Genomic DNA, 21,154 nt, shown 5'->3' with positions numbered 1-21,154 from the left:
TGATGTACATGACGATGGCGCCGAACACACTCATGGTGATCATCGCCGCGGTCAGGCTCATGCCCTGCAGGGCGATCAGGCCGTCGCTGTAGATCGCCGCGATGCCTACCAGGCCGCCGGCGATGATTGCCCGGTGCGGAGTCTGGAAGCGCGACAGCTTGGCCAGCCCGCGTGGCAGGTAGCCGGCGCGGGCGAGGGCGAAGAACTGCCGCGAGTAGCCGAGGATGATGCCGTGGAAGCTGGCGACCAGGCCGAACAGGCCGATCCACACCAGCATGTGCAGCCAGCCGGAGTTCTCACCGACCACCATCTTCATCGCCTGTGGCAGTGGGTCGTTGATACCCGACAGGGCCTTCCAGTCGCCCGCGCCGCCGGCGAACAGCATGACGCCGATGGCCAGCACCACCAGGGTCAGGATGCCGCTGACGTAGGCCTTGGGAATGGTGCGTTTCGGGTCCTTGGCTTCCTCGGCGGCCATGGCCGCGCCCTCGATGGCGAGGAAGAACCAGATGGCGAAGGGAATCGCCGCGAAGATGCCGCTGATCGCCGCACCGCCGAAGCTGTCGGAGCCGGCCCAGCCGTTGAGCACGAAATTGCTGAAGCTGAAGCCCGGCGCAACCACGCCCATGAACACCAGCAACTCGCCCACTGCGAGGATGGTGACGATCAGCTCGAAGGTCGCCGCGATGCTGACGCCGAGGATATTCAGCGTCATGAAGATCAGGTACGCGCCGACCGCCGCGTGCTTCGGATCGAGGGAGGGGAACTGCACGTTGAGGTACGCGCCGATGGCCATGGCGATGGCCGGCGGGGCGAAGACGAACTCGATCAGCGTGGCGAGGCCCGCCACCAGTCCGCCTTTTTCGCCAAAGGCGCGGCGGCTGTAGGCGAAGGGCCCGCCGGCGTGAGGAATCGCCGTGGTCAGCTCGGTGAAGCTGAAGATGAAGCAGGTGTACATGGTTGCCACCAGCAGCGTGGTGACGAGGAAGCCGAGGGTGCCGGCCACGCCCCAGCCATAGCTCCAGCCGAAGTACTCACCGGAAATCACCAGGCCCACGGCGATGCCCCACAGGTGCAGGGTGCCGAGGGTGGGTTTGAGTTGCGTGCTCATGCGACGTCTCCTGAAGAGAAAGTCAGAGAAGAGAAAGTCCGAACGAGGATGAAAAACACGACCCGCTGATTCGTGCAGTGGCCGTGCCATGCCCGGAGATCAGGTCGCAAAGCCTGGTTTCGCGTCGTTTCGTGAACATTCGCGGCACATTGGCGTGCCTCGAATGGGGGCGCGGCGATTCGTTCAGGTGCGCGGTCCCGCGCTTGTTGCACGGCGATGACCGCAGCGTGACGCTTCGCGGAGCCGCGACGGCTGTCACAGGATGGCAATCTGCCGCTGGTCTACTGGCGCCCATTCCAGCGACCGGAGATTCGCCGATGACCACCCGCGCCCTGCACGAGCTGTTGCGCCAGGTAGCGCCCTTGGCCCCGGAGTTGAGCATCAGCGACGTCGCCGATCGCTTCCTCGATGCCGAGCACCGCGCCTTCCTCTCGCTGCCCGTGGTGGACGAGGCCGGGCTGCCGCTGGGGCTGGTCAGCCGCAACGGCCTGCAGGACATCTTCATGCAGCGCTTCGGCCGCGACCTCTGGGGCCGCCGTCCGGCCAGCGATGTGATGAATGCGCAGCCATTGAAGGTGCGCGCCGACCTGAGCCTCGAAGAAGCCTCGCAACAGGTCACCGCCCAACTGAGTTACCCGATCACCGAGGACTTCGTCCTGGTGGACGAGCAGGGACGCTACCTCGGCCTGGGCACGGTGCTCGATCTGCTGAAAGCCATGGAGCAGCGCGTCGCCCAGCGCAACCGCGCGCTCAACAAGACGCTGCAGGACCTGCGAGAGTCCCAGGCGCAGCTGGTGCAATCGGAGAAGATGGCTTCCCTCGGGCAGATGGTCGCCGGCGTCGCCCACGAGCTGAACACGCCGCTGGGCTATGTGAAGAACAACGTCGCGCTGCTGCGCGAGCTGTTGCTGCCACTGCTCGGCCTTACCGAAGCCCAGGCCCTGTTCAACGAATGCCTGGACGACCCGGCCTGCGACACCGAGCAATTGGCGCGCACTCGCGCAGCCTTCGAACAGGCCCGCGAAGAAGCGGCGCTGGAACAACTGGTGGGCGATCTCGACCAGTTGTTCGGCGACACCGATTTCGGCCTGGCGCAGATCGGCGAGCTGGTCGGCGGCCTGAAGGACTTCGCCCGCCTGGACCGCGCCCGCAGCGAAGAGGTCGACCTCAACGACTGCGTACGCAGCGCGCTGCTGATCGCCCGCAACAGCATCAAGGAAAAGGCCGAGGTTGCCACCCAGCTGGGCGCGCTGCCCAAGGTTGCCTGCGCCGCCAGCCAGATCAACCAGGTGCTGCTCAACCTGCTGACCAACGCCGCCCAGGCCATGCAGAAGTTCGGCCTGATCCAGGTGAAATCCTGGGCGGACGAAACCCATGTGCACCTCTCGGTCCAGGACAACGGCAAGGGCATGGACGATGAGGTGCGCGCGCGCATCTTCGACCCCTTCTTCACCACCAAGCCGGTGGGGCAGGGCACGGGCCTGGGCCTGTCGATCAGCTACAAGATCGTCCAGGACCACGGCGGCCGCATCCGCGTGGCATCCGAACCCGGACGCGGCACACGATTCCTCATCAGCCTGCCGATCCAGCAGGCCAGCGAACTGAAACGGAGCGCCTGAACATGACTCAGCAGCCTGTCCGCATCCTCTTCGTCGACGACGAGGAACGCATTCTGCGCAGCCTTGCGATGCAGTTCCGCCGTCACTACGACGTGCTGGTGGAAACCGATCCGCACAAGGCCCTGCAGCGCCTGCGCGAAGAGCACATCGATATTCTCGTCAGCGACCAGCGCATGCCGCAGATGACCGGCGCCGAGTTGCTCGCCCAGGCCCGGGAAATCGCCCCGGACACCCTGCGCATCCTGCTCACCGGTTACTCGGACCTCGACGCCGCGGTGGACGCGCTCAACAGTGGCGGCATCTTCCGCTACCTGACCAAGCCCTGGGACCCGCAGGAAATGGCCTTCACCCTGCGCCAGGCGGCCGAGATCGCCCAGCGCCAGGCGCCGGCCGAGCCCATCGATACCAAGGCGATCAGCCGCGTCGTTGCGCCGCTCAACGTGCTGTTGCTGGACGAGGATGCCGAGACCCTGGCGTGCGTCGGCGAGTTCTGCAGCGCCGGTACCCACCAGCTGCACCGAGCGCGCAACCTCGCCGAGGCCATCGTGCGACTGAACAGCGAACCTATCGATATCCTGGTCAGCGACCTCAAGCTGGCCGGCGAAGACACCGCGCCGCTGCTCAAGTCCCTGGCGCAGGCTCATCCGCGCCTGCTGAGCATCGTCGTCACGCCGTTCCGCGACACCCAGGACCTGCTGGCGCTGATCAACCAGGCGCAGATCTTCCGCTACCTGCCCAAGCCGATCCGCCGCGGCCTGTTCGAGAAGGGCCTGAAGGCCGCCGCCGAGCAGGCGCTGCTCTGGCGCGCCCAGCCGGAGCAGAAAGTCGCGCGCATCGCCGAGGTGCCTCGCGAGGATCGTGAGCGAGAGAAAGTGGGCAGCCTGCTGGGCATGCTCGGCCGCCTTCGCGAGCGGCTGAGTGCCTGATCGCCGTCGGCGACGGAGCATTCCTGCCGGGCGGGCTACGGAAGTCGGCGCGTTTCTGCGACAATGCGCGCCGATTTTTTCGATACCCGCGAGAGAGCCCATGTCCGCCTGCCAGACCCCGATCATCGTCGCCCTGGATTTCCCCACCCGCGAAGCCGCGCTGGCGCTGGCTGACCAGCTCGATCCGAAGCTGTGCCGGGTGAAGGTGGGCAAGGAACTGTTCACCAGTTGTGCTGCCGGTATCGTCGAGACTCTGAACAGCCGCGGCTTCGAAGTCTTCCTCGACCTGAAATTCCACGACATCCCCAATACCACCGCGATGGCCGTGCGCGCCGCCGCCGAGATGGGCGTGTGGATGGTCAACGTGCACTGCTCCGGCGGCCTGCGCATGATGAGTGCCTGCCGCGAGACTCTGGATGCCTTCAATGGTCCGTCGCCGCTGCTGATCGGCGTGACCGTGCTGACCAGCATGGAGCGCGAGGACCTGGCCGGCATCGGCCTGGACGTCGAGCCCCAGGAGCAGGTACTGCGGCTTGCTAGTCTCGCGCAAAGGGCGGGCATGGACGGCCTGGTCTGCTCCGCCCAGGAAGCGCCGGCGCTGAAAGCTGCGCATCCGGCACTGCAACTGGTCACCCCCGGCATCCGCCCGGCTGGCAGCGCCCAGGACGACCAGCGTCGCATCCTCACCCCGCGCCAGGCGCTGGACAACGGCTCCGACTACCTGGTGATCGGCCGCCCGATCAGCCAAGCCGCCGACCCGGCCAAGGCACTCTCCGAGATCGCTGCCAGCCTGGCCTGAAGCTTTCTCCAGGCATGAAAAAAGCCCGCATCGCTGCGGGCTTTTTTGTTTTTGCTTTTTGTAGGAGCGAGGGGCGCGCCCAGTCCTTGCTCGCGAACAAATCTACCGGCAGCACATGAGCTGGGCGGTTCGCGAGCAAGCTCGCTCCTACAGGTTTCAGCTGTGCGCTTGAGCGGTGGTTTGCGCGCGATTGATCAGCCGCTCGCGCAGCACGTCGTACACCCAGTTGAATACCAGCGCGTACGGCAGGAAGAACAGCACCAGGCCGATGTCGAGGATGAAGGCTTCCAGCAGGCTCACCGACAGCCACCAGGCGGCCAGCGGCACCAGCAGGACGATCAGGCCGAGCTCGAACAGCGAGGCGTGCAGCACGCGCACCGACAGGGTGCGGCTGAAGCCCATGCGGTTCTGCGCACGGTCGAAGGCGGCGTTGAAGAGCATGTTCCACAGGGTGGCGATGGCCGAGAACATCAGGGTCATGGCGCCCATGTGGCCCAGGGGTTTGTCCATCAGCCATGCCAGGGTCGGCGCGCAGATGACGACCGCCAGCAGTTCGAAAAGGCCGGCGTGGAACATCCGTTCCTTCAGGGTTTTAGTCGGGCTCATGGGGTTTCTCCAGATAAGGCAGTGGCAGGCCGACTCCGTCGGTCTGGCGCCATTATCATCGGTCGACCGGCTGGATCTAAGTTGGGTATCATCGGTTTAACCGATGGTAGAGGTGTTGCTCCATGCAATATTCCCCCGAATCCCTGCAGGCCTTCGCCGAGGCCGCATGCCTGGGCTCGTTCAGCGCCGCCGCGCGCAAGCTGGGCAAGAGCCAGTCCACCGTCAGCGAGGCCATCGCGCGGCTGGAGATCGATCTGGGGCTGACCCTGTTCGACCGCAGCAGTCGCCAGCCGAAACTGACCGAAGCCGGCCACGCGCTGCTCGGGCGGGTGGAGGAAGTGCTGATGGCCAACGACCGCCTCGGCCAGCTCGCCCATCAGCTGGTAGGCGGGCTGGAGTCGCGGGTGACCCTGGCGATGTCGGACACCTACCAGTCCGCCGAATTCGAGGCGCGGCTGGCGGAGATCGATGCGCGCTACCCGGACCTGGAGTTCGAGTGGCTGATCGCCGAGGACAGCGATGTGCTCGATCTGGTTGTTCAGGGGCGCGCCAGCCTGGGGCTGCTTGCCGCTCAAAAGGATTACGCGCCGGATATCAGCTCGGCGACCTTGAGCGAACAGGCGGAGTTCGGCCTGTTCGTCAGCCGCGATCACCCGCTGGCTGGCCGCGAGCACGTGGAGCGCGAAGACCTGCTGGCCTACCGCGCCTTGCGCCTGAATACCTATCTGGACGATGCCGCACCGCTGCTGGGCGGCCGCTGCTGGAGCGCACCGAACTACCTGTTGTTGCTGGACATGGCGGTGCTCGGCTTCGGCTGGATCGAATTGCCCAGTTGGATGGTAGGACGCTTCGCCGGCGGGCGTATGCAGGAGCTGAAGGTTGCCGGCTGGCCGCGCCGAGTGGCGGTGGATGTGATCTGGTCGCGGCAACGACGCCTGGGGCCGGCCGCGAGTTGGCTGGCGGAGCGGCTGCTGGGCCGTTGAGGCGCTCTGCATCACAGTTTCCGGACTAAATGTGTCGGGGCCTTTGATGCCCGGCGCGACACCAGTAGGATCGGAGTTTTCCTAGATTGTGAGGTCAGGATGCGCGTCAAGCTGGAGAATTGTCTGAAGGCAGTTGACGAAGTCCTGCTCGGCAAGGAGGTTCAGGTAAGGCTGGCGCTGACCTGCCTGCTGGCGCGCGGTCACCTCCTCATCGAAGACTTGCCCGGCATGGGCAAGACCACCCTCAGCCATGCCCTGGCGCGTGTGCTGGGCCTGGGGTTCCAGCGTATCCAGTTCACCTCCGACCTGCTGCCCGGCGACGTGCTGGGCACTTCGGTGTTCGACAAGGACAGCGGGCAGTTCGTCTTCCACCCCGGGCCGATCTTCTCCGAGCTGGTGCTGGCCGACGAGATCAACCGCGCCACCCCCAAGAGCCAGAGCGCACTGCTCGAGGCGATGGAGGAAGGGCAGGTGACCATCGAGGGCGCGACCCGGCCGCTGCCCGAACCCTTCTTCGTCATCGCCACGCAGAACCCGGTGACCCAGGGCGGCACCTTTGCGCTGCCTGAATCCCAGCTCGACCGCTTCCTCATGCGCCTGTCCCTGGGTTACCCCGGCCGCGCCGCCGAGAAGGCGTTGTTGCTGGGCGAAGCTCGCCGCGACCTGCTGCCGCGCCTGGAACCGATGCTCGACCCGCAGGAACTGCAGGCGCTGCAGGGCGAAGTGCTGGCGGTGCGCGCCAGCGATGCGCTGGTGGACTACGTGCTGCGCCTGGTGGAAGCCACGCGCACCCAGCCGGCCTTTGCCCTGGGCCTGTCACCGCGGGGCAGCCTGGCGCTGCTGGCAGCGGCCCGCGCCTGGGCGTTGCTGGCCGGGCGCGACTACGTCATCCCGGAGGACGTACAGGCCGTGCTGCCCTCGGTGGCCGGCCACCGCCTGCGCGACCAGGCCGACCCGGCCGGGCATGGCGGCGGTGCGTTGGTGCAGTGGTTGTTGCGCGAAGTTCCGGCTCTCTGAGGGGCACGCCATGCTCGTCAAGGTCAGGCCACTGTGGCAGAGCTGGATAGCCCGGCGCATACCGCCGTCTCCCTCGCTGCAGCTCAACCAGCGCCGCATCTTCATCATCCCCACCCGGCAGGGCCTGGCGTTCGGCGTCGCGCTGTTGCTGATGCTGCTGACCGCGATCAACTACCAGAACAGCCTGGCCTATGGCCTGAGCTTCCTGCTGCTGTCGCTGTTCATCGTCGCCATCCTCCACACCTACCGCAACCTGGGCGGCCTGCGTCTGTCGGCGCTCGGCGCGCAGCCAGTGTTCGTCGGCGAGCAGGCAGCCTTCCGGGTGCGGCTGGAGGGCGAAGGGCGCAACCGGCAGGCCATCGGCCTGGGGTGGGAAGCCGAGCGCATGCAGTTCGCCGATGTCACGGCGGACCACGCCGAAGAGTTGCTGCTGAGCGTGCCAGCCGAGCGCCGTGGCTGGTTGCGCCCTGGTCGCCTGCGGGTGGAGAGTCGCTTCCCGCTGGGCTTGCTGGTCGCCTGGAGCTGGGTCGACCTGGACCAGTCGGTGCTGGTCTACCCGCATCCGCAGCCCGGCGACCTGCCGCTGGAAAGCGGGGCGGCGGAGAACGACGAGGAAGGCGTGCGGCCCAGCGGGCGCGGCGTCGATGATTACCAGGGCCTGCGGCCCTACCAGCCGGGCGATTCGCGCCGGCGCTTGCACTGGAAGGCCTACTCCCGTGGCCAGGGCCTGTTGGTGAAGGATTTCTCCGCGCTGGCCGGGCGCAACATCTGGCTGGAGTTCGACAGCCTGGGCGGCGACACCGAGGGGCGCCTGTCCCGGCTGTGCTTCTGGGTCCTGCAGCTCACACGGCGCCAGCAGCCGTTCGGCCTGCGCCTGCCGGATGCGCAACTGGCGGTCGGCCTGGACGATGCCCATCGCGACGCCTGCCTGCGCGCTCTGGCGTTGCACGGGACGAAGCGATGAGCAGTGCGACCGCCACTTCCTCCCAGCCCATTCCACGGGTGGCCCTGACCTGGCTGCTGGTGGCCCAGGCGGTGGTGATCATCCCGCACCTGGAACATCTGCCGCTGTGGGTCGTCGCCCTCTGGCTGGGTTGCGCCGCCTGGCGCATCCAGGTGTTTCGCATGCGCGCCAACTACCCCAGTGGTATCGCCAAGCTGGCGCTGGTGGCGTTGGCCGGGTTGGGCGTGTGGTTTTCCCGCGGCTCGCTGCTCGGCCTGGATGCCGGCGTGGTGCTGCTGATCTCGGCCTTCGTGGTCAAGCTGGTGGAGCTCAAGACTCGCCGCGATGCCTGGGTACTGATCCTGCTGGGGTTCTTCGCGGTTACCACCAGTTACCTGTTCCAGGATGACATCCTCGCCGCCGCCTTCAGCGTGCTGCCGGTGCTGGCGCTGCTCGCGGCGGCCATCGGCCTGCAGCAGAGCGGTTTCGCCGCGCGCCCGATGCCGACCTTGCGCCTGGCCGGCGGTCTGCTGCTGCAGGCCTTGCCGCTGATGCTGCTGCTTTTCCTGTTGTTCCCGCGCATGGGGCCACTGTGGTCGCTGCCAATGCCCGGCGACAAATCCATGACCGGGCTGAGTGACAGCATGGCGCCCGGCGACATGGTGGAACTGAGCCAGTCTGCTGCGCTGGCTTTTCGAGTGAGCTTCGACGGCAGCCCGCCGCCGCGCTCGCAACTGTACTGGCGCGCCCTGACCCTGGAACGCTTCGACGGCACGCGCTGGAGTACCGCGTTCCAGCGTGGCGATCGTGAGCCGCAATGGCAGCGACAGGGGCAGCCCTTGCAGTACCAGGTGATCATGGAGCCCAACGGTCGGCCCTGGCTGTTCGGGCTGGATGTGGCGCAGACCAGCCTGGGCGATGCGCGGATGATGAGCGACTTCCACCTGGAGCGGCGCCTGCCGGTGCGCCAGGGGCTGCTCTACCGCGCCACCTCCTGGCCGCACGCTCTGCTGGAGCCGGACGACGCCACCCGCGCACAACGGATCAACCTCGCCTTGCCGCAGGGCGGCAATCCCCAGGCCCGCGCCTGGGCGCGACAACTGCGCGAACGCTACCCACAGCCGGCCGAGCTGGTGCAGGCGATGCTCCGGCACTTCCGCGAGCAGCCGTTCCGCTACACACTCCGCCCGCCGGATGTTGGCCCGGAGCGCATCGACGGTTTCCTGTTCGACACCCGGGCCGGCTTCTGCGAGCACTATGCCGGCGCCATGACCTTCGTCCTGCGCGCGGCGGGGATTCCGGCTCGCGTGGTGACCGGCTACCAGGGGGGCGAGGCCAGCGCGTCGGGCAACTACCTGGCGATCCGCCAGTTCGATGCCCACGCCTGGGTGGAGTACTGGCAGCCGGGCCGCGGGTGGACGCGCGTTGACCCCACGGGCGCCGTATCGCCCGAGCGGATCGAGCAAGGGCTGGAGGCGGCCATGAGCCAGGAAGGCAGCTTCCTCGAGGCCGATCCGTTTTCACCCCTGCGCTACCGGAACTTCGCGCTGCTCAACCAACTGCGCATGGCCTGGGACGACGTCAACTACGGCTGGCAGCGCTGGGTGCTGGGTTACCAGGCCGAGCAGCAGGGCGACATGCTGAAGAACTGGTTCGGCGGACTGGACCGGCAGTGGATCGGCGCCCTGCTGGTGGGCGGTGGCGCGCTGTTGCTGGCTGTGCTGGCGCTGGTGCTGTTCAAGCCCTGGCGGCGCTCCACCGATCTCCAGTTGCAGAGCTTCCAGCGTTTCGAAAGGATGCTCGCGCCCCTGGGGGTGCATCGCGAGCCGGGGGAGGGTGCGCGGGACTTCTGCCGGCGCGCGAGCAGGGTCCTCCCGGCCCACGCGCAGGCGATCCGCAGCTACCTGGAAGCCTTCGAAGCACAGCGCTATGGCGGAGCCGCCACCGCTCCGGCCCAATTGCGTGCGCACCTGGCGCGCCTGCGTCGCGAACTGCCCTGGCGCTTGTGGTCTGCGCGCAGAAACGGGACGTGACATCGCGGCCCTTGCCGGTGTGCTGGCGGGGGCTAACCTGATAGCTCACCCTCTGGCGTGGAGCCTGCCGTGACCTCCTTCTGCGATTACCTGGTAAGCCATCTGATCGAGCAGGAGGTCGCGTTGTTCTCCGCGTCCTCCCGCCTGAAGGCCGAGTCCGATCCCGAGGCGCTGCACGACCTGCGCATCGCTGTGCGCCGGCTGCGCAGTCTGCTGCACGCGGTGCGGGGCATGCCGGGGATCGACGAACTGGAGCAGGCGCTGGGTGATATGGGCCGTCTCAGCGGTCCGCTGCGTGATCTGGAAGTGCTGCTGCCGGCGCTGGAGGCCGAGGGCTACGAGCGTGCCGCCGCGCTGCGCCGGCCGGCGCTGATTTCCGGCTATGCCACGCTGCTCGCCAGCCCGCAGTGGGAGCGTCTGCTGCTGCGCCTGGATGGCTGGCCGCAGCTGTGGCGAACAGCGGAGCGCCATGGCGTGCTCAAGGGGTTGCACGGCAAGGTGGAGAAGCGCCTTGCCCGGGAATGGCGGAAGCTGCGCGACGCGCTGGAAGATCCGGCCCACGATCGCCATCGCTTGCGCCTGCTGATCAAGCGCGTGCGCTATTCGCTGGAGGCCTATCCGAAGGAGTCGGCGGTGCCGCAGCGACTGCTCGCGCCGCTGAAGGATGCGCAATCGGCCTTGGGCGACTGGCATGACTACGAGCAGTGGCTGATCCGCAGCGAGCGCGAACTCGACCTGATGCCCTTGCAGCCGCACTGGAACGCCCGCCACGACCTCGCCGAGCGCCTCGCCGACGAGAGCCTCGAAGCCCTGCGGAAAGCGCTGCATAGGGCTCGTTGATGACAGGGCATTTCCTGCAAGGGACAAGGCTTTGGATGGTTTGCCGGGGCTGCCGGTGCCCCTAAGATCGCAACCAGCTGCCATTTTCCAGAAGCCTCAGGGAAGTCCGATCATGTCCTTCAGCGAACTGCTCCGGGCGGTGCGTGCCGCACCGCTGTCCATTGTCATCCCCGCCGCCTGGGCGCAGGGCCGTGCGAGTTTCGGCGGCCTGGTGGCGGCGCTGGCCTACGAGGCCATGGCGGCGGTGGCCGAGGCCGGACGACCGGTGCGTTCGCTGGCGATCACTTTCGTCGGCCCCATCGAGGTGGAAGTGCCGGTGAGCTTCGAGGCCGAAGTGCTGCGGGAGGGCAAGTCGGTCAGCCAGGTATTCTGCCGCGCGGTGCAGAACGGGCAGGTGGTGCTGCTGGCGCAAGGCAGCTTCGGTGTGGGACGCGAATCCACCGTGCAGATGGACGGCCTGCCGCCACCGATGTTCAAGGCCGTCGAGGACTGCCAGGAACTACCGTACATTCGCAAGCTGATGCCGGCCTTCACCCAGAATATCGCCATGCGCTGGGCGGTCGGGCACATGCCGTTCTCGGCCAGTCGCGAGCGCGAGATGGGTGGCTGGATGCGCTTCCGCGGCGGCGACGTGGGCGAGGAGCCGATGGAGATCAGCCACCTGCTGGCGCTGATCGACGCCTGGCCGCCGGCCAACCTGCCGCATCTGAAATCGCCAGCGCCTTCCAGCTCGCTGACCTGGACCGTGGAGTTCGTCCAGCCGCTGCCCTCGATGCCCGCCAATGGCTGGTGCCAGTACCTGGCGACCATCGAGCATGCCCGCGACGGTTACGGGCACATCGCCGCCCAGACCTGGTCGGCCGATGGCCAGCTCCTGGCGATCGGCCGGCAGACGGTGACCATCTTCGGCTAGGGCTGCCCCCGCTAAATGCCGGGTGCGGTCTCCGTGCGGTTGCGGCCGCCGGCCTTGGCCCGGTAGAGGGCCCGGTCGGCGCGGGCGAGCAGGTCCTCCAGGCGCAGCTCGCCTTCGCGCCGGGCCGCCACGCCGATGCTCAGGGTGAGACGCACGCGGCTGCCGTCTTCGCTGGTGAAGGACAGTGCCTGGACGCTGTTGCGTACCCGTTCGGCGACCTGCAGCGCCTGCTGCAGGTCGGTTTCGGGAAGGATTGCGGCGAACTCCTCGCCACCCAGGCGGCCAAGCAGGTCCACTTCGCGCAGTCCCTGCGTCAACTCCTTCGCCACGGCTTGAAGCACGGCATCGCCGAAGGCGTGGCCGTGGGTATCGTTGATCGGCTTGAAGAAGTCGATGTCCAGCATCAGCGCCGAGCACTGGCGGTCGTAGCGCTGTGCGCTCTTGAGCAGGGCGACGCCGCGTTTGACGAAGGCATGGCGGTTCTGCAGGCCGGTCAGCGGATCGGTGGTGGCCAGCAGGCGCAACTCCTGCTCCATGGTCTTGCGCTGGTTGATGTCGAAGCTCCACACCAGCGAGGCGGGGCGTCCGTCCACCTCCATGCGCCGTGCCCAGACGATCGCCCAGAAAGGCGGATTGCCCGCCAGGCGGGTCTCCCAACTGTCCAGTTGGCCGTGATCGGCCAGGGACTGGCGGAAGCGTGCTTCCTCGTCGGGATCGTCGAACAGCCGACTCAGGGTGAAGGGTTCGTGCGGGCGGATGCCGGTGCGCTGTAGCAGCCGCGGGCTGACGTAGTGGGCGCGGGAGTCTTCGTCGCTGAGCAGCGCCACGTCGCTGGGGCTGGTGTCGAGGATATAGCGCAGCAGCGCCTTGCGTTCGCTCAATTCCTGGGTGCGCTGCTCGACGCGCTGCTCCAGCGACTGGTTGAGGTCATGCAGGCGCTGGGTGAGCAGGAGCTTGCGCCGCGAATTGGCGATCACCCGCAAGGCCAGCAGCACACTGCACAGGCCGAGGCCGAAAAGCACCCAGGCCAGCAGGTTGAAGGCGCGCTGCAGGTCCTGGCGTTCGGCGTCCATGTAGTTGGTCAGGGCAATGTTGGTGACCACCACCAGTTCGTGGGTGGGTTCGAGCAGAGGCGGCAGCTCGTGCAGCATCTCGCCGGCCAGCAGTTTCGCGGCCTGCGGCTGCCCCCATGGCGCGCGCTTGAGCCAGGCGTCACTCAGGTGCTGGATCTTTTCCAGGGTTGCCTGCACTTCCGGGCGGGGTACGGCCAGGTAGTTGTAGACGGGCGTATTACGCAGCGGCGGCAGGAGGCTGGCGAGCACTTCGACACGGGTTGCCAGGGCATCGCTGTAGCTCTCCCCGGCGAGTACCTGTCGGGCGCTGTTCAACGAGCGCTCCAGCTCGGCCCGCAGCTGGTAGGCCTGCCACAGCTCGCTGTGGGCATCGGGATGGGCCAGTTGGCGGACATGCTGGTGCACCATCAGCAGCGCGGCGCCGGCGCCGGCGGTCAGCGCCGCGATCAGGCCGCTGAGGATGATGACGGTCAGGCGGCGATAGCGCCGCCTGGGAAGTTGCGGGGGCACGGCGATCACTCCAGGGTAATGCGGCTTACCTGCCAGACGGTGCGGTTGAAATAGACCTGGGTCCGCAACTCCGGGTAATCGAGCATCGGGTAGATGACGAACAGCGGGCCGCGCTCGGCGATACCGATGGGTTGGCCGTCGCGGCGGTAGGCGAGGATCGGGTCGAAGGCGTCCAGGTCGCTCAGTGGAATCAGCGCGGAATAGTCGTTGAGTGCCTCGACCCGCAGGCGCTGGGCGTCGCCGCGCTCGAAGACGGCGAGCAGGATGCTCAGGCGCACGCCTTGCCAGCCATGGACCCGGGTTTCTTCCGGGAGCATCGAGCGCCGCTCGCTCTGTGGCAGCGCTTCAAGCTCGCGCAGGCTGTAGTGGCGCTGGAGTTGCGGCTGGCCTTTGACTGCAATGGTCAGCACGGTGCGCTCGGCCGTCGATTCCGGGGCTGAGTTCGCAGTCGTGACAATAAACAGGCAGGCAAAAAAGCCAATAAAATGACGAAAGGCCGACATCTCAACAGCTCGCGACGAAATCTCGACGATTATATCGGCGAACCTGCCCGGTACTTGAATGGCCGCAATGCCGCGCCCTGCTCTTATGGCCGGCTCAGCGCCCGCGATTGCGCCAGGCACGCCACCAGGCGCCGCTCAAAACAAAGCGCGGGAAGGTGACGAACTGCTCGACCAGCAGACGGCTGACGGCGTCCTTGCGGTCCTTAAAGGGTTCGGGCGCCTGCTCTTCAAGCTTGTGCCCGCGGCCCTGGATGGCCAGCGAGGCGACCATGCCGATCACCCCCAGCAGGATCGCCGACAGGCTCAGGCCGAACAGCCCGCTGAGCAGGGTCAGGGCGCCGAGGATGAACAGCGGCACGGCGATGATGTGCAACGCCAGGTTGGTCGGGTTGCGGTGGTTGGCGGCGTAGCCCTGCCACTGCCAGGCGAGGAGGTTGGGATGACGTTTGCCCATGTGGGTGCTCCCGAGACTGAAAGGCCCGCCTGAGCGCAGGCGGGCGGACTATCAGCAGTCTAGGTGCTGCGCCGAAGCCCGCGCCAATGGACGCAGGCTATGCGGGCGATAGGGATTACAGGCGCAGCTGGCGGATGGCGCGGCTGAGCTCGCCGGCGAGGTCCGCCAACTGGTGGCTGGTGCCGGCCGAGTCCACGGTCTGCTGCACCGTGTGTTCGGTCACGTCGCGGATACCGACGACCGAGCGGGTCATTTCCTCGGCGACCTGGCTCTGCTGCTCGGCGGCCACGGCGATCTGGGTATTGCTCTCGCGCATCAGCGCCACCGCCGAAGCGATCGCCGCCAGGGCTTCGCCGGCTTCACGGGCTTGCTCTACGCAGCCGTCGGCCTTGATCGAGCTTTCCTGCATGAATTCCACGGCGTCGCGGGTGCCGGACTGCAGCGCATTGATCATCTGGGTGATCTCGTCGGTGGAGTCCTGCACGCGCTTGGCGAGGTTGCGCACTTCGTCGGCCACCACGGCGAAACCGCGACCCATCTCGCCGGCGCGGGCGGCCTCGATGGCGGCGTTGAGAGCCAGCAGGTTGGTCTGTTCGGCGATGCCATGGATCACGCTGACCACGCTGCTGATCTTGTGACTGTCCTGGGCCAACTGCTGGATCATCTCGGCGGTCTGCTGCACGCCCTGGGACAAACCGGCGATGGACTGGCCAACGCGACCGACGACCTGCTGGCCATTGCCGGCGAGGCGGTCGGCCTCCTGCGACTGGTCACGGGTGTCGGCGGCATGCTGGGCGATGTGGTGGACGGTGGTGGACATCTCGTTGATGGCGGTGGCGGCCTGGTCGGTCTCGCTCTGCTGGCCGAGCATGCCCTGGCGCACCTGGCCCATGCTGTTGGCAAGGCTGCGCGCGCCTTCGTCGAGGCGCCCGGCGGCCTGGGCAACGGTGCCGACCACGCGCTGGTAGCCGGCCTGCATGGCGTTGAAGGCAGTGGCCATCTGGCCGACTTCGTCGCGGCTTTCCAGTGGCACGCGGGCGGACAGGTCGCCGCTCTTTTCCACGTGCAGCATCACGTCGCGCAGGGTCAGCAGGTGCGTGAGGATGAAGCGGATCAGCAATTGCGAGGCGGCCAGCAGGGCCAGCATCAGCACCAGCACGGCGCCGGCGAAGGGCAGGGCGCGGTCTTCGAGGACGCTCCAGAAGTCGGCGCCGGGGGCGAGCACGGCAACGCGCTGGCCGTTGCCGATATCCTGCACGTAAGCGCCGGCCAGTGCGCCGTTGCGGTTCTGCGCATCCTGCAGGTCCACCCAGCCGCTGGCGCGGGCGAGGGCCGAGCCGTCGACACCGGTGATCTGCGGGGCGCTGCCGGCGGCGAAGCTGACGAGGTTCGGCGAAGTCGGCAGCGCCGAGCCCGCCGGCCAGCTCTTGAGCATCTGGGCCTGGGCTTCGGCACCCTGGCGTGCCTGCTGGTTGCGCCCATCGAGCTCCTGGTGCATGGCGAACAGCACCAGCAGCAGAGTGGTGACGAAGGCGACCGCGTTGACGGCCCAGAATTTGTACTTGAGGGAAATATCGCGGATCCAGGCGGCCATAGATGTCTTCTTGTCGGTCGAATAGTGGCAGGGCGCCATTATTGTCGTGAAAAGGGATGAAGGTGGCCATTGATGGGAATCAAGCCACCTTCCGCTCCCGACTTATCGGCCGAGGAAGGGCATTCTTGAGAGCCGGTTCAAATTTCCGGGAGGTCAAAGAAGCGCCGCGCACACTCGGTGGTATGGGCAGCGACGCGCTCTGCGCTCTCGCCACGGTGCTGGGCCACGCAGGTCAGCACTTCGGGCAGGTAGGCCGGCTGGTTCCTGCCGTTCTTCGGCTTGGGCCGCAGCGTGCGCGGCAACAGATAAGGTGCGTCGCTTTCCAGCATCAGCCGGCCTTCGGGAATTTCCCGCACCAGCTCCTGCAGATGGGTGCCGCGGCGCTCGTCGCAAATCCAGCCGGTGATGCCGATGTGCAGGTCGAGGTCGAGGTAGGAATAAAGCGTGCGGCGCTCGCCGGTGAAGCAATGCACCACGGCCGCAGGGAGCCGGTCGCGGAACTCCTTGAGGATCGCCAGCAGGCGCTCTCCGGCATCGCGCTCGTGGATGAACACCGGCAATTGCAGTTCCACGGCGAGGCCAAGTTGTTCTTCGAAAGCCTTTTCCTGCTGCGGGCGCGGCGAAAAGTCGCGGTTGAAGTCCAGGCCGCATTCGCCCACGGCCTTTACCCGGTCCTCCGCCAGCAGTCCGCGCAGCGCCCTGGCGCTGCCGCTGTCCCAGTGGCTGGCTTCATGGGGATGGACACCGGCGGTGCAGTAAAGACGCTGTTCTTCGTCCAGTTGCCGGCACAGTTCCAGGGCCTGTTCGCTGTCGGGCAGGCTGGTCCCGGTGAGCACCATCTGGGCGACGCCGGCCTCGATCGCGCGAGCGAGGACCGCTTCACGTTCCGGCTCGAAGCTTGGATGGGTGAGGTTGACGCCGATGTCGATCAGTTGCATTTTTGTTCCCTTTGTCCGGATGCGGAGCATAGCAAAACGCTCTTTCCAGACGAAAATTCTTCAAAAACAACAGGTTGCGGATTATTCCGAAGATATATCGGAAGTTTCGGGTTGGTAATGAGTCCCTCCTGTGAGAATCTTGCGCGCCCTTGGCGGTCGGGAACCCCCGGCCGAAACCGCACTCTAATCGGCCCGCCGCCGAGTGCGAGCCCCTGGAGAGCTGGATGACCCGACTGTTGTTGCTACTGCTGTGCCTCGTGGCCCTGACGCCACTGCCGGCGGCCGCGCGCCTGACGGCCCAGCCGGAAAACTGGGAGCAGGAAAACACCGACGCCCGCGACCTCGCCACGATCCGCTCCGGCGGCACCCTGCGGGTTCTGGTCAACCAGAGCCGCAACAGCTCCGGCGAGATCAAGGGCGAACCCATTGGCGTCGAATACCGTCGCCTGCGCGCCTTCGAGCAATACCTCAACGACAGTGCCCCGGGGCGCAAGCCGCTCACCATCCAGTTCATTCCCAAGGCCAAGGATCAATTGCTCGGCGCGCTGCAGCGCGGTGAAGGCGATCTGGTCGCGCCCGGGGAGGTCCTGCTGGCCCGCGATGGCCAGAACGTCAGCCCCAGCCTGCCGTGGAAGGCCGACGTGCCGCTGGTGCTGGTGACCAAGCAGGGCAACCGCAAGTTCGTGCGCCTGGAGCAGCTGGCCGGCCGCACCATCACCCTGCCAGCCGGCAGCGCCGCCGGCGAGGCCGTGCGCAAGGTCAACGAGCGCCTGGCGCAGAAGCGCATGGCGCCGCTGGTGCTGGAGTGGACCGATTCCTCCCTGGCGGTGGAAGACGTGCTGGAGATGGTCCAGGCCGGCATCTTCAATTACACCGTGGTCGAGCAGCCCATCGCCGAACGCTGGAGCAAGGTCTTCACCAAACTGCGCGTCGATCGTCATCTGGTGCTGGACAACAGCGAGCCGATGGCCTGGTACGTTCGTCGTGACGCGCCCATGCTGCGCGCCAGCGTCAACCGCTTCCTCAAGGACTATCGCGCCCCGGCGGACCAGGACGCGGCCTTCCAGCGCCTGTACCGCCGCGCCTACCAGGTGCGCAACCCGCTGCTCGTTCCCGACCGCAAGCGCCTGGAAGCCGTGCGCCCGACCCTGCAACGCTATGGTGAGCAGAGCAAGGTCGACTGGCTGGCCCTGGCCGCCGTGGGCTTCAAGGAGTCCAACCTGAATGCCGGTGCGCGCGGCGCCGGCGGCGCCACCGGGCTGATGCAGATCACCCCGGCGGCGGCCCGCGCCGTGGGCGTGGATACCGTGCACCAGAAGGAGAACAACGTGCAGGCAGCCAGCCGTTACATGGCCATGCTGCGCAAGCGCTTCTTCTCCAGCCCGCGCATCAATGAACGGGACCGCATGGCCTTCGTTCTGGCTGCCTACAATGCCGGTCCCGAGCGGGTGCAAAGCCTGCGTGCGGAGGCCAAGCGCCAGGGCCTGAACCCCAACCAGTGGTTCTTCCAGGTCGAGCGCGTGGCGGCCGAGCAGTTGGGCATGGGCGTAGTGAACTACGTCAGTAGCGTCAACAAGTACTATCTTGCATATCAGCGGGAACGTGATGGCCTCGAGCCACGTGAGAGCGTGGCGGCAATCAAGAAGTAATCAGTTTTTTCGATAGCTTTCAGCGCTATTTTGCGCTTTTGATATCGTAAAAACTGGTTATATTGGTCGCCAAGCAACCCCGGTTGTCACCTACTTCCTACGCAACCCTCCGCTCCCACTAGAGCTCGCATAAGGACGCACCATGAACTCGCTGATCAAATCCATCCTGACCACCAACGCTGGCGCCGGCATCGCTGTCCTGCGCATCACCACCGGCCTGACCTTCATGGCTCACGGCTCGCAGAAGCTCTTCGGCGCCTTTGGTGGCCCGGGTCTGCAAGGCATGGCGGGCTGGCTGGAATCCCTCGGTGTGACTCCTGGCTACCTGATGGCTGCCCTGGCCGGCAGCGCCGAGTTCTTCGGCGGCCTGGCCCTGGTCCTCGGCCTGCTGGTGCGCCTGGCGAGCATCCCGCTGATCGTCGCCATGCTGGTCGCAGTGTTCAGCGTGCACCTGGCCAACGGCTTCTTCATCACCGCCAACGGCTTCGAATACGCCTTCACCCTGATCATGATCAGCGTCGCGTTGCTGATCAGCGGCGCCGGCCCGTTCTCGCTGGACCGCAAGCTGTCCAGCTGATCGCCGACGCGATAACGAAAGAGGGCGGGCACCCAAGGTGCCCGCCCTTTCTGTTTGCCTGCGTGAATCAGTGGAACAGGTACTGTACGCCGCCGTTGATCAGGCCGCCGCCCACCAGCAGGAAGGCGAACAGGCCGGCGCCCAGCAGCAGCGGCTTGGGGCCTTCCTTGCGCAGGTCGCCCAGGCGGGTGGCCAGGCCCAGGGCGGCCATCGCCATGCCGAGCATCATGTCATCCAGTTGCTGCAGCGGCGCCAGCCAGCTTTCCGGCACCCAGCCCAGCGAGCGCAGGCCAGTCACCAGCAGGAAAAACACGGCGAAACCGGGAATGTGCAGTTTGCGGCGCGCGCCGGGCTCGGCGGCTTCGGCGCAACCGACGCGGCCGAGGATCAGCAGGGCCGGGGCCAACAGCAGGACCCGCAACATCTTGCTGATCAGCGCGGCGTCCGCGGCGGCCGGGTCCATGGCGCGGCCGGCGGCAACCACCTGGGCGACTTCGTGGATGGTCGAGCCGGTGAACACGCCGAAGGCCTGCTCGCTGCCGAACAGATTGGGCAGCGCGGCGTAGATCAGCGGATGCAGCAGCATCGCCAGGGTGCCGAAGAGCACCACGGTGGCTACCGCGACGGCCGTGTGCTCGGCACGCGCCTTGAGTACCGGGCTGCTCGCCATGACCGCCGCGGCTCCACAGATGGCGCTGCCGGCGCCGATCAGCAGGGCGCTTTCGCGCGGCAGCTTGAGCCAGCGTTCGCCGATCCACCAGGCGACGGTCAGGGTGCTGGCGACCATCAGCACGTCGATGATCAATGCTGCCGGGCCGAGGGCGGCGATGTCCTGGAAGGTCAGGCGCAGGCCGTAGAGCACAACGCCCAGGCGCAGCAGTTGTTGGCGAGAGAGGTCGATGCCGGGGCGAATGCTGCCGAAGCGCGCGAGTCCCAGGTTGCCGGCCAGCAGGCCGATGAGGATTGCCAGGGTCAGGCTGCCGAGCCCCAGGTGCTGCAGTGCGGGAATTTCCATGAGCTGGCGCGAGCCGAAGGCGATGGCCAGGCAGAGCAGGGCGCCGGGGACGAAGTAGGGCAGGCGGCGGAGGGCGTTCATTGCAGGCTCCTTGTGTAAGGTGAAGCCATGGTGCCGCGGCACCGCTTAGTGTAAAAACGGATTGTTCTTATTGGGATGACCGGTTTTATCGATATGGGCCCGCGCATCACCCTTCGCCAGTTGGCGACCTTCACCGCAATTGCCGAACTGGGCAATGTCACCCAGGCCGCGGCACGCATCGCGCTTTCGCAGTCCGCCGCCAGCCAGGCGTTGCAGGAGCTGGAGCGTGCACTCGGCGCGCGCCTGTTCGACCGCAGTGGCAAGCGTCTGGCGCTGAACGACAATGGCCGCGCCTTTTATCCCAAGGCCAGTGCGCTGCTGGCGCAGAGCGCCGAGCTGGAGAGCCTGTTCGAATCGGCGCCGGTACAACTGAGCCTCGGTGCCAGCCGCAGCATCGGCGGCTATCTGCTGCCGCAGGTGATGGCCGGCTTTCTCGGCGAATTGCCCGAGAGCCGCCTGGAGCTGCAGGTCGCCAACAGCGGCGGGGTGATCGAGGCGCTGGCCGAGTTCCGCCTGGACGTGGCCTTCATCGAAGCGCCGATCCAGCATCCGCAGATCCAGCTGACGCCCTGGATGGTGGACGAGCTGCTACTGGTCGTGGCGCCGGATCATCCCCTGGCGACGGCCGAGTGCGTCACCCTGCAGGATCTGGCGGCGGCGCGCTGGGTGCTGCGGGAGTCCGGGTCGGGCACACGGGTGACTTTCGAGCAGCAGGTACTGCCGCGCCTGGGCAGCGTCAATGCGCCCCTGGAGGTGAGCAACGCCGAGGCGATCAAGCAGCTGGTTGCGAGTGGTTTCGGCATCGCTTGCCTGTCGCAGCGTGTCGTACAGGCGGAGCTCGCACGCGGCGAGCTGGTGCAGTTGGATAATCCGCTGGGGCCGCTGCGGCGCACCTTCTTCCGTGCGCTGCACATCGACAAATACCCCACGGCGGGCCTGCGACGCTTCCTCGATTATGCSCMGSCCTCGG

General features: G+C 66.8%; 20 protein-coding genes. 12 read left to right on the top strand and 8 right to left on the bottom strand.

The genetic code is table 11. The features are described 5' to 3' along the window. Window positions 1-1,111, bottom strand: a 1,111-nt coding sequence (eat, locus tag A9513_RS06390) for an ethanolamine permease (protein WP_065084276.1), incomplete at its 3' end; no start/stop codon positions are given. A 317-nt stretch (window positions 1,112-1,428) separates the two neighbouring features. Between eat and A9513_RS06385 the strand changes: the two genes are divergently transcribed. From A9513_RS06385 to pyrF, 3 genes are all read left to right on the top strand, one after another. Next, on the top strand, window positions 1,429-2,730 hold the full coding sequence (locus A9513_RS06385) for a sensor histidine kinase (protein WP_065084275.1): 1,302 nt from the start codon (window positions 1,429-1,431) through the stop codon (window positions 2,728-2,730). Window positions 2,731-2,732: 2 nt separating this feature from the next. Then, window positions 2,733-3,656, top strand: a complete 924-nt coding sequence (locus tag A9513_RS06380; RefSeq protein WP_065084274.1) for a response regulator — start codon at window positions 2,733-2,735, stop codon at window positions 3,654-3,656. A 100-nt stretch (window positions 3,657-3,756) separates the two neighbouring features. Next, the gene (pyrF, locus tag A9513_RS06375) at window positions 3,757-4,455 is read left to right on the top strand and encodes an orotidine-5'-phosphate decarboxylase (protein WP_065084273.1); all 699 of its coding nucleotides are present in this window, start codon (window positions 3,757-3,759) and stop codon (window positions 4,453-4,455) included. A 156-nt stretch (window positions 4,456-4,611) separates the two neighbouring features. Here the strand turns inward: pyrF and A9513_RS06370 are convergent, their stop codons facing one another. After that, window positions 4,612-5,061: a multidrug/biocide efflux PACE transporter gene (locus tag A9513_RS06370; RefSeq protein WP_065084272.1), complete on the bottom strand. Its 450-nt coding sequence runs from the start codon at window positions 5,059-5,061 to the stop codon at window positions 4,612-4,614. 122 nt (window positions 5,062-5,183) lie between these two features. Here A9513_RS06370 and A9513_RS06365 point away from each other — a divergent pair, with 122 nt between their 5' ends. The 6 genes from A9513_RS06365 (at window position 5,184) to A9513_RS06340 (ending at window position 11,790) form a co-directional block, all read left to right on the top strand. Continuing rightward, complete coding sequence (locus tag A9513_RS06365) at window positions 5,184-6,044, top strand: LysR family transcriptional regulator (RefSeq protein ID WP_065084271.1); 861 nt, start codon at window positions 5,184-5,186, stop codon at window positions 6,042-6,044. 99 nt (window positions 6,045-6,143) lie between these two features. Further along, window positions 6,144-7,061 carry a MoxR family ATPase gene (locus tag A9513_RS06360; RefSeq protein WP_037014527.1) on the top strand — a complete coding sequence of 306 codons (918 nt, stop codon included), beginning with the start codon at window positions 6,144-6,146 and terminating at the stop codon, window positions 7,059-7,061. A 10-nt stretch (window positions 7,062-7,071) separates the two neighbouring features. Continuing rightward, window positions 7,072-8,025 (top strand): DUF58 domain-containing protein, encoded by a 954-nt coding sequence (locus A9513_RS06355; protein ID WP_065084270.1) that lies wholly within the window; start codon window positions 7,072-7,074, stop codon window positions 8,023-8,025. Next, the gene (locus A9513_RS06350) at window positions 8,022-10,037 is read left to right on the top strand and encodes a DUF3488 and transglutaminase-like domain-containing protein (RefSeq protein WP_065084269.1); all 2,016 of its coding nucleotides are present in this window, start codon (window positions 8,022-8,024) and stop codon (window positions 10,035-10,037) included. Before A9513_RS06355 ends, A9513_RS06350 begins: the two co-directional genes overlap by 4 nt. 69 nt (window positions 10,038-10,106) lie before the next feature. Continuing rightward, on the top strand, window positions 10,107-10,877 hold the full coding sequence (locus tag A9513_RS06345) for a CHAD domain-containing protein (protein WP_065084268.1): 771 nt from the start codon (window positions 10,107-10,109) through the stop codon (window positions 10,875-10,877). A 112-nt stretch (window positions 10,878-10,989) separates the two neighbouring features. Beyond that, the gene (locus A9513_RS06340; RefSeq protein WP_065084267.1) at window positions 10,990-11,790 is read left to right on the top strand and encodes an acyl-CoA thioesterase II; all 801 of its coding nucleotides are present in this window, start codon (window positions 10,990-10,992) and stop codon (window positions 11,788-11,790) included. Between the two features lie 11 nt (window positions 11,791-11,801). Here A9513_RS06340 and A9513_RS06335 read toward each other — a convergent pair whose 3' ends face one another. From A9513_RS06335 to A9513_RS06315, 5 genes are all read right to left on the bottom strand, one after another. Next, window positions 11,802-13,373: a diguanylate cyclase gene (locus A9513_RS06335; protein WP_083196033.1), complete on the bottom strand. Its 1,572-nt coding sequence runs from the start codon at window positions 13,371-13,373 to the stop codon at window positions 11,802-11,804. A 5-nt stretch (window positions 13,374-13,378) separates the two neighbouring features. Then, window positions 13,379-13,783 carry a molybdopterin-dependent oxidoreductase gene (locus A9513_RS06330; RefSeq protein WP_024764518.1) on the bottom strand — a complete coding sequence of 135 codons (405 nt, stop codon included), beginning with the start codon at window positions 13,781-13,783 and terminating at the stop codon, window positions 13,379-13,381. A 187-nt stretch (window positions 13,784-13,970) separates the two neighbouring features. Beyond that, a complete protein-coding gene (locus A9513_RS06325; RefSeq protein ID WP_024764519.1) occupies window positions 13,971-14,330 on the bottom strand; it encodes an Mpo1-like protein in 360 nt (119 codons plus the stop codon). 115 nt (window positions 14,331-14,445) lie between these two features. Beyond that, window positions 14,446-15,924 carry a methyl-accepting chemotaxis protein gene (locus A9513_RS06320; protein ID WP_065084266.1) on the bottom strand — a complete coding sequence of 493 codons (1,479 nt, stop codon included), beginning with the start codon at window positions 15,922-15,924 and terminating at the stop codon, window positions 14,446-14,448. Between the two features lie 137 nt (window positions 15,925-16,061). Then, window positions 16,062-16,862 (bottom strand): TatD family hydrolase, encoded by an 801-nt coding sequence (locus A9513_RS06315; RefSeq protein WP_065084265.1) that lies wholly within the window; start codon window positions 16,860-16,862, stop codon window positions 16,062-16,064. 224 nt (window positions 16,863-17,086) lie between these two features. Here A9513_RS06315 and A9513_RS06310 point away from each other — a divergent pair, with 224 nt between their 5' ends. Together A9513_RS06310 and A9513_RS06305 are read left to right on the top strand one after the other, a co-directional pair. Next, window positions 17,087-18,511: a transglycosylase SLT domain-containing protein gene (locus A9513_RS06310; protein ID WP_024764522.1), complete on the top strand. Its 1,425-nt coding sequence runs from the start codon at window positions 17,087-17,089 to the stop codon at window positions 18,509-18,511. 142 nt (window positions 18,512-18,653) lie between these two features. Next, the gene (locus tag A9513_RS06305) at window positions 18,654-19,088 is read left to right on the top strand and encodes a DoxX family protein (protein WP_017517576.1); all 435 of its coding nucleotides are present in this window, start codon (window positions 18,654-18,656) and stop codon (window positions 19,086-19,088) included. Between the two features lie 67 nt (window positions 19,089-19,155). Here A9513_RS06305 and A9513_RS06300 read toward each other — a convergent pair whose 3' ends face one another. Continuing rightward, window positions 19,156-20,184, bottom strand: a complete 1,029-nt coding sequence (locus A9513_RS06300) for a YeiH family protein (RefSeq protein WP_065084264.1) — start codon at window positions 20,182-20,184, stop codon at window positions 19,156-19,158. Window positions 20,185-20,259: 75 nt separating this feature from the next. Between A9513_RS06300 and A9513_RS06295 the strand changes: the two genes are divergently transcribed. After that, window positions 20,260-21,154 (top strand): LysR family transcriptional regulator (locus A9513_RS06295; protein WP_255302824.1); only part of this gene is annotated, 895 nt, incomplete at its 3' end.

This window comes from Pseudomonas sp. AU12215 (assembly GCF_001675465.2).
Taxonomy (GTDB): Bacteria; Pseudomonadota; Gammaproteobacteria; order Pseudomonadales; family Pseudomonadaceae; genus Pseudomonas; species Pseudomonas nitroreducens.
Note: the sequence above shows the minus strand (reverse complement) of the source record. Positions and strands in the feature narration are given on the sequence as shown.

Bases quoted from the DNA above. Each gene is read 5' to 3' on its own strand.
- A9513_RS06385 (WP_065084275.1), top strand. From the start codon at position 1,429: ATGACCACCCGCGCCCTGCACGAGCTGTTGCGCCAGGTAGCGCCCTTG.
- A9513_RS06380 (WP_065084274.1), top strand. From the start codon at position 2,733: ATGACTCAGCAGCCTGTCCGCATCCTCTTCGTCGACGACGAGGAACGC.
- pyrF (WP_065084273.1), top strand. From the start codon at position 3,757: ATGTCCGCCTGCCAGACCCCGATCATCGTCGCCCTGGATTTCCCCACC.
- A9513_RS06370 (WP_065084272.1), bottom strand. From the start codon at position 5,061: ATGAGCCCGACTAAAACCCTGAAGGAACGGATGTTCCACGCCGGCCTT.
- A9513_RS06365 (WP_065084271.1), top strand. From the start codon at position 5,184: ATGCAATATTCCCCCGAATCCCTGCAGGCCTTCGCCGAGGCCGCATGC.
- A9513_RS06360 (WP_037014527.1), top strand. From the start codon at position 6,144: ATGCGCGTCAAGCTGGAGAATTGTCTGAAGGCAGTTGACGAAGTCCTG.
- A9513_RS06355 (WP_065084270.1), top strand. From the start codon at position 7,072: ATGCTCGTCAAGGTCAGGCCACTGTGGCAGAGCTGGATAGCCCGGCGC.
- A9513_RS06350 (WP_065084269.1), top strand. From the start codon at position 8,022: ATGAGCAGTGCGACCGCCACTTCCTCCCAGCCCATTCCACGGGTGGCC.
- A9513_RS06340 (WP_065084267.1), top strand. From the start codon at position 10,990: ATGTCCTTCAGCGAACTGCTCCGGGCGGTGCGTGCCGCACCGCTGTCC.
- A9513_RS06325 (WP_024764519.1), bottom strand. From the start codon at position 14,330: ATGGGCAAACGTCATCCCAACCTCCTCGCCTGGCAGTGGCAGGGCTAC.
- A9513_RS06320 (WP_065084266.1), bottom strand. From the start codon at position 15,924: ATGGCCGCCTGGATCCGCGATATTTCCCTCAAGTACAAATTCTGGGCC.
- A9513_RS06315 (WP_065084265.1), bottom strand. From the start codon at position 16,862: ATGCAACTGATCGACATCGGCGTCAACCTCACCCATCCAAGCTTCGAG.
- A9513_RS06310 (WP_024764522.1), top strand. From the start codon at position 17,087: ATGACCCGACTGTTGTTGCTACTGCTGTGCCTCGTGGCCCTGACGCCA.
- A9513_RS06305 (WP_017517576.1), top strand. From the start codon at position 18,654: ATGAACTCGCTGATCAAATCCATCCTGACCACCAACGCTGGCGCCGGC.
- A9513_RS06300 (WP_065084264.1), bottom strand. From the start codon at position 20,184: ATGAACGCCCTCCGCCGCCTGCCCTACTTCGTCCCCGGCGCCCTGCTC.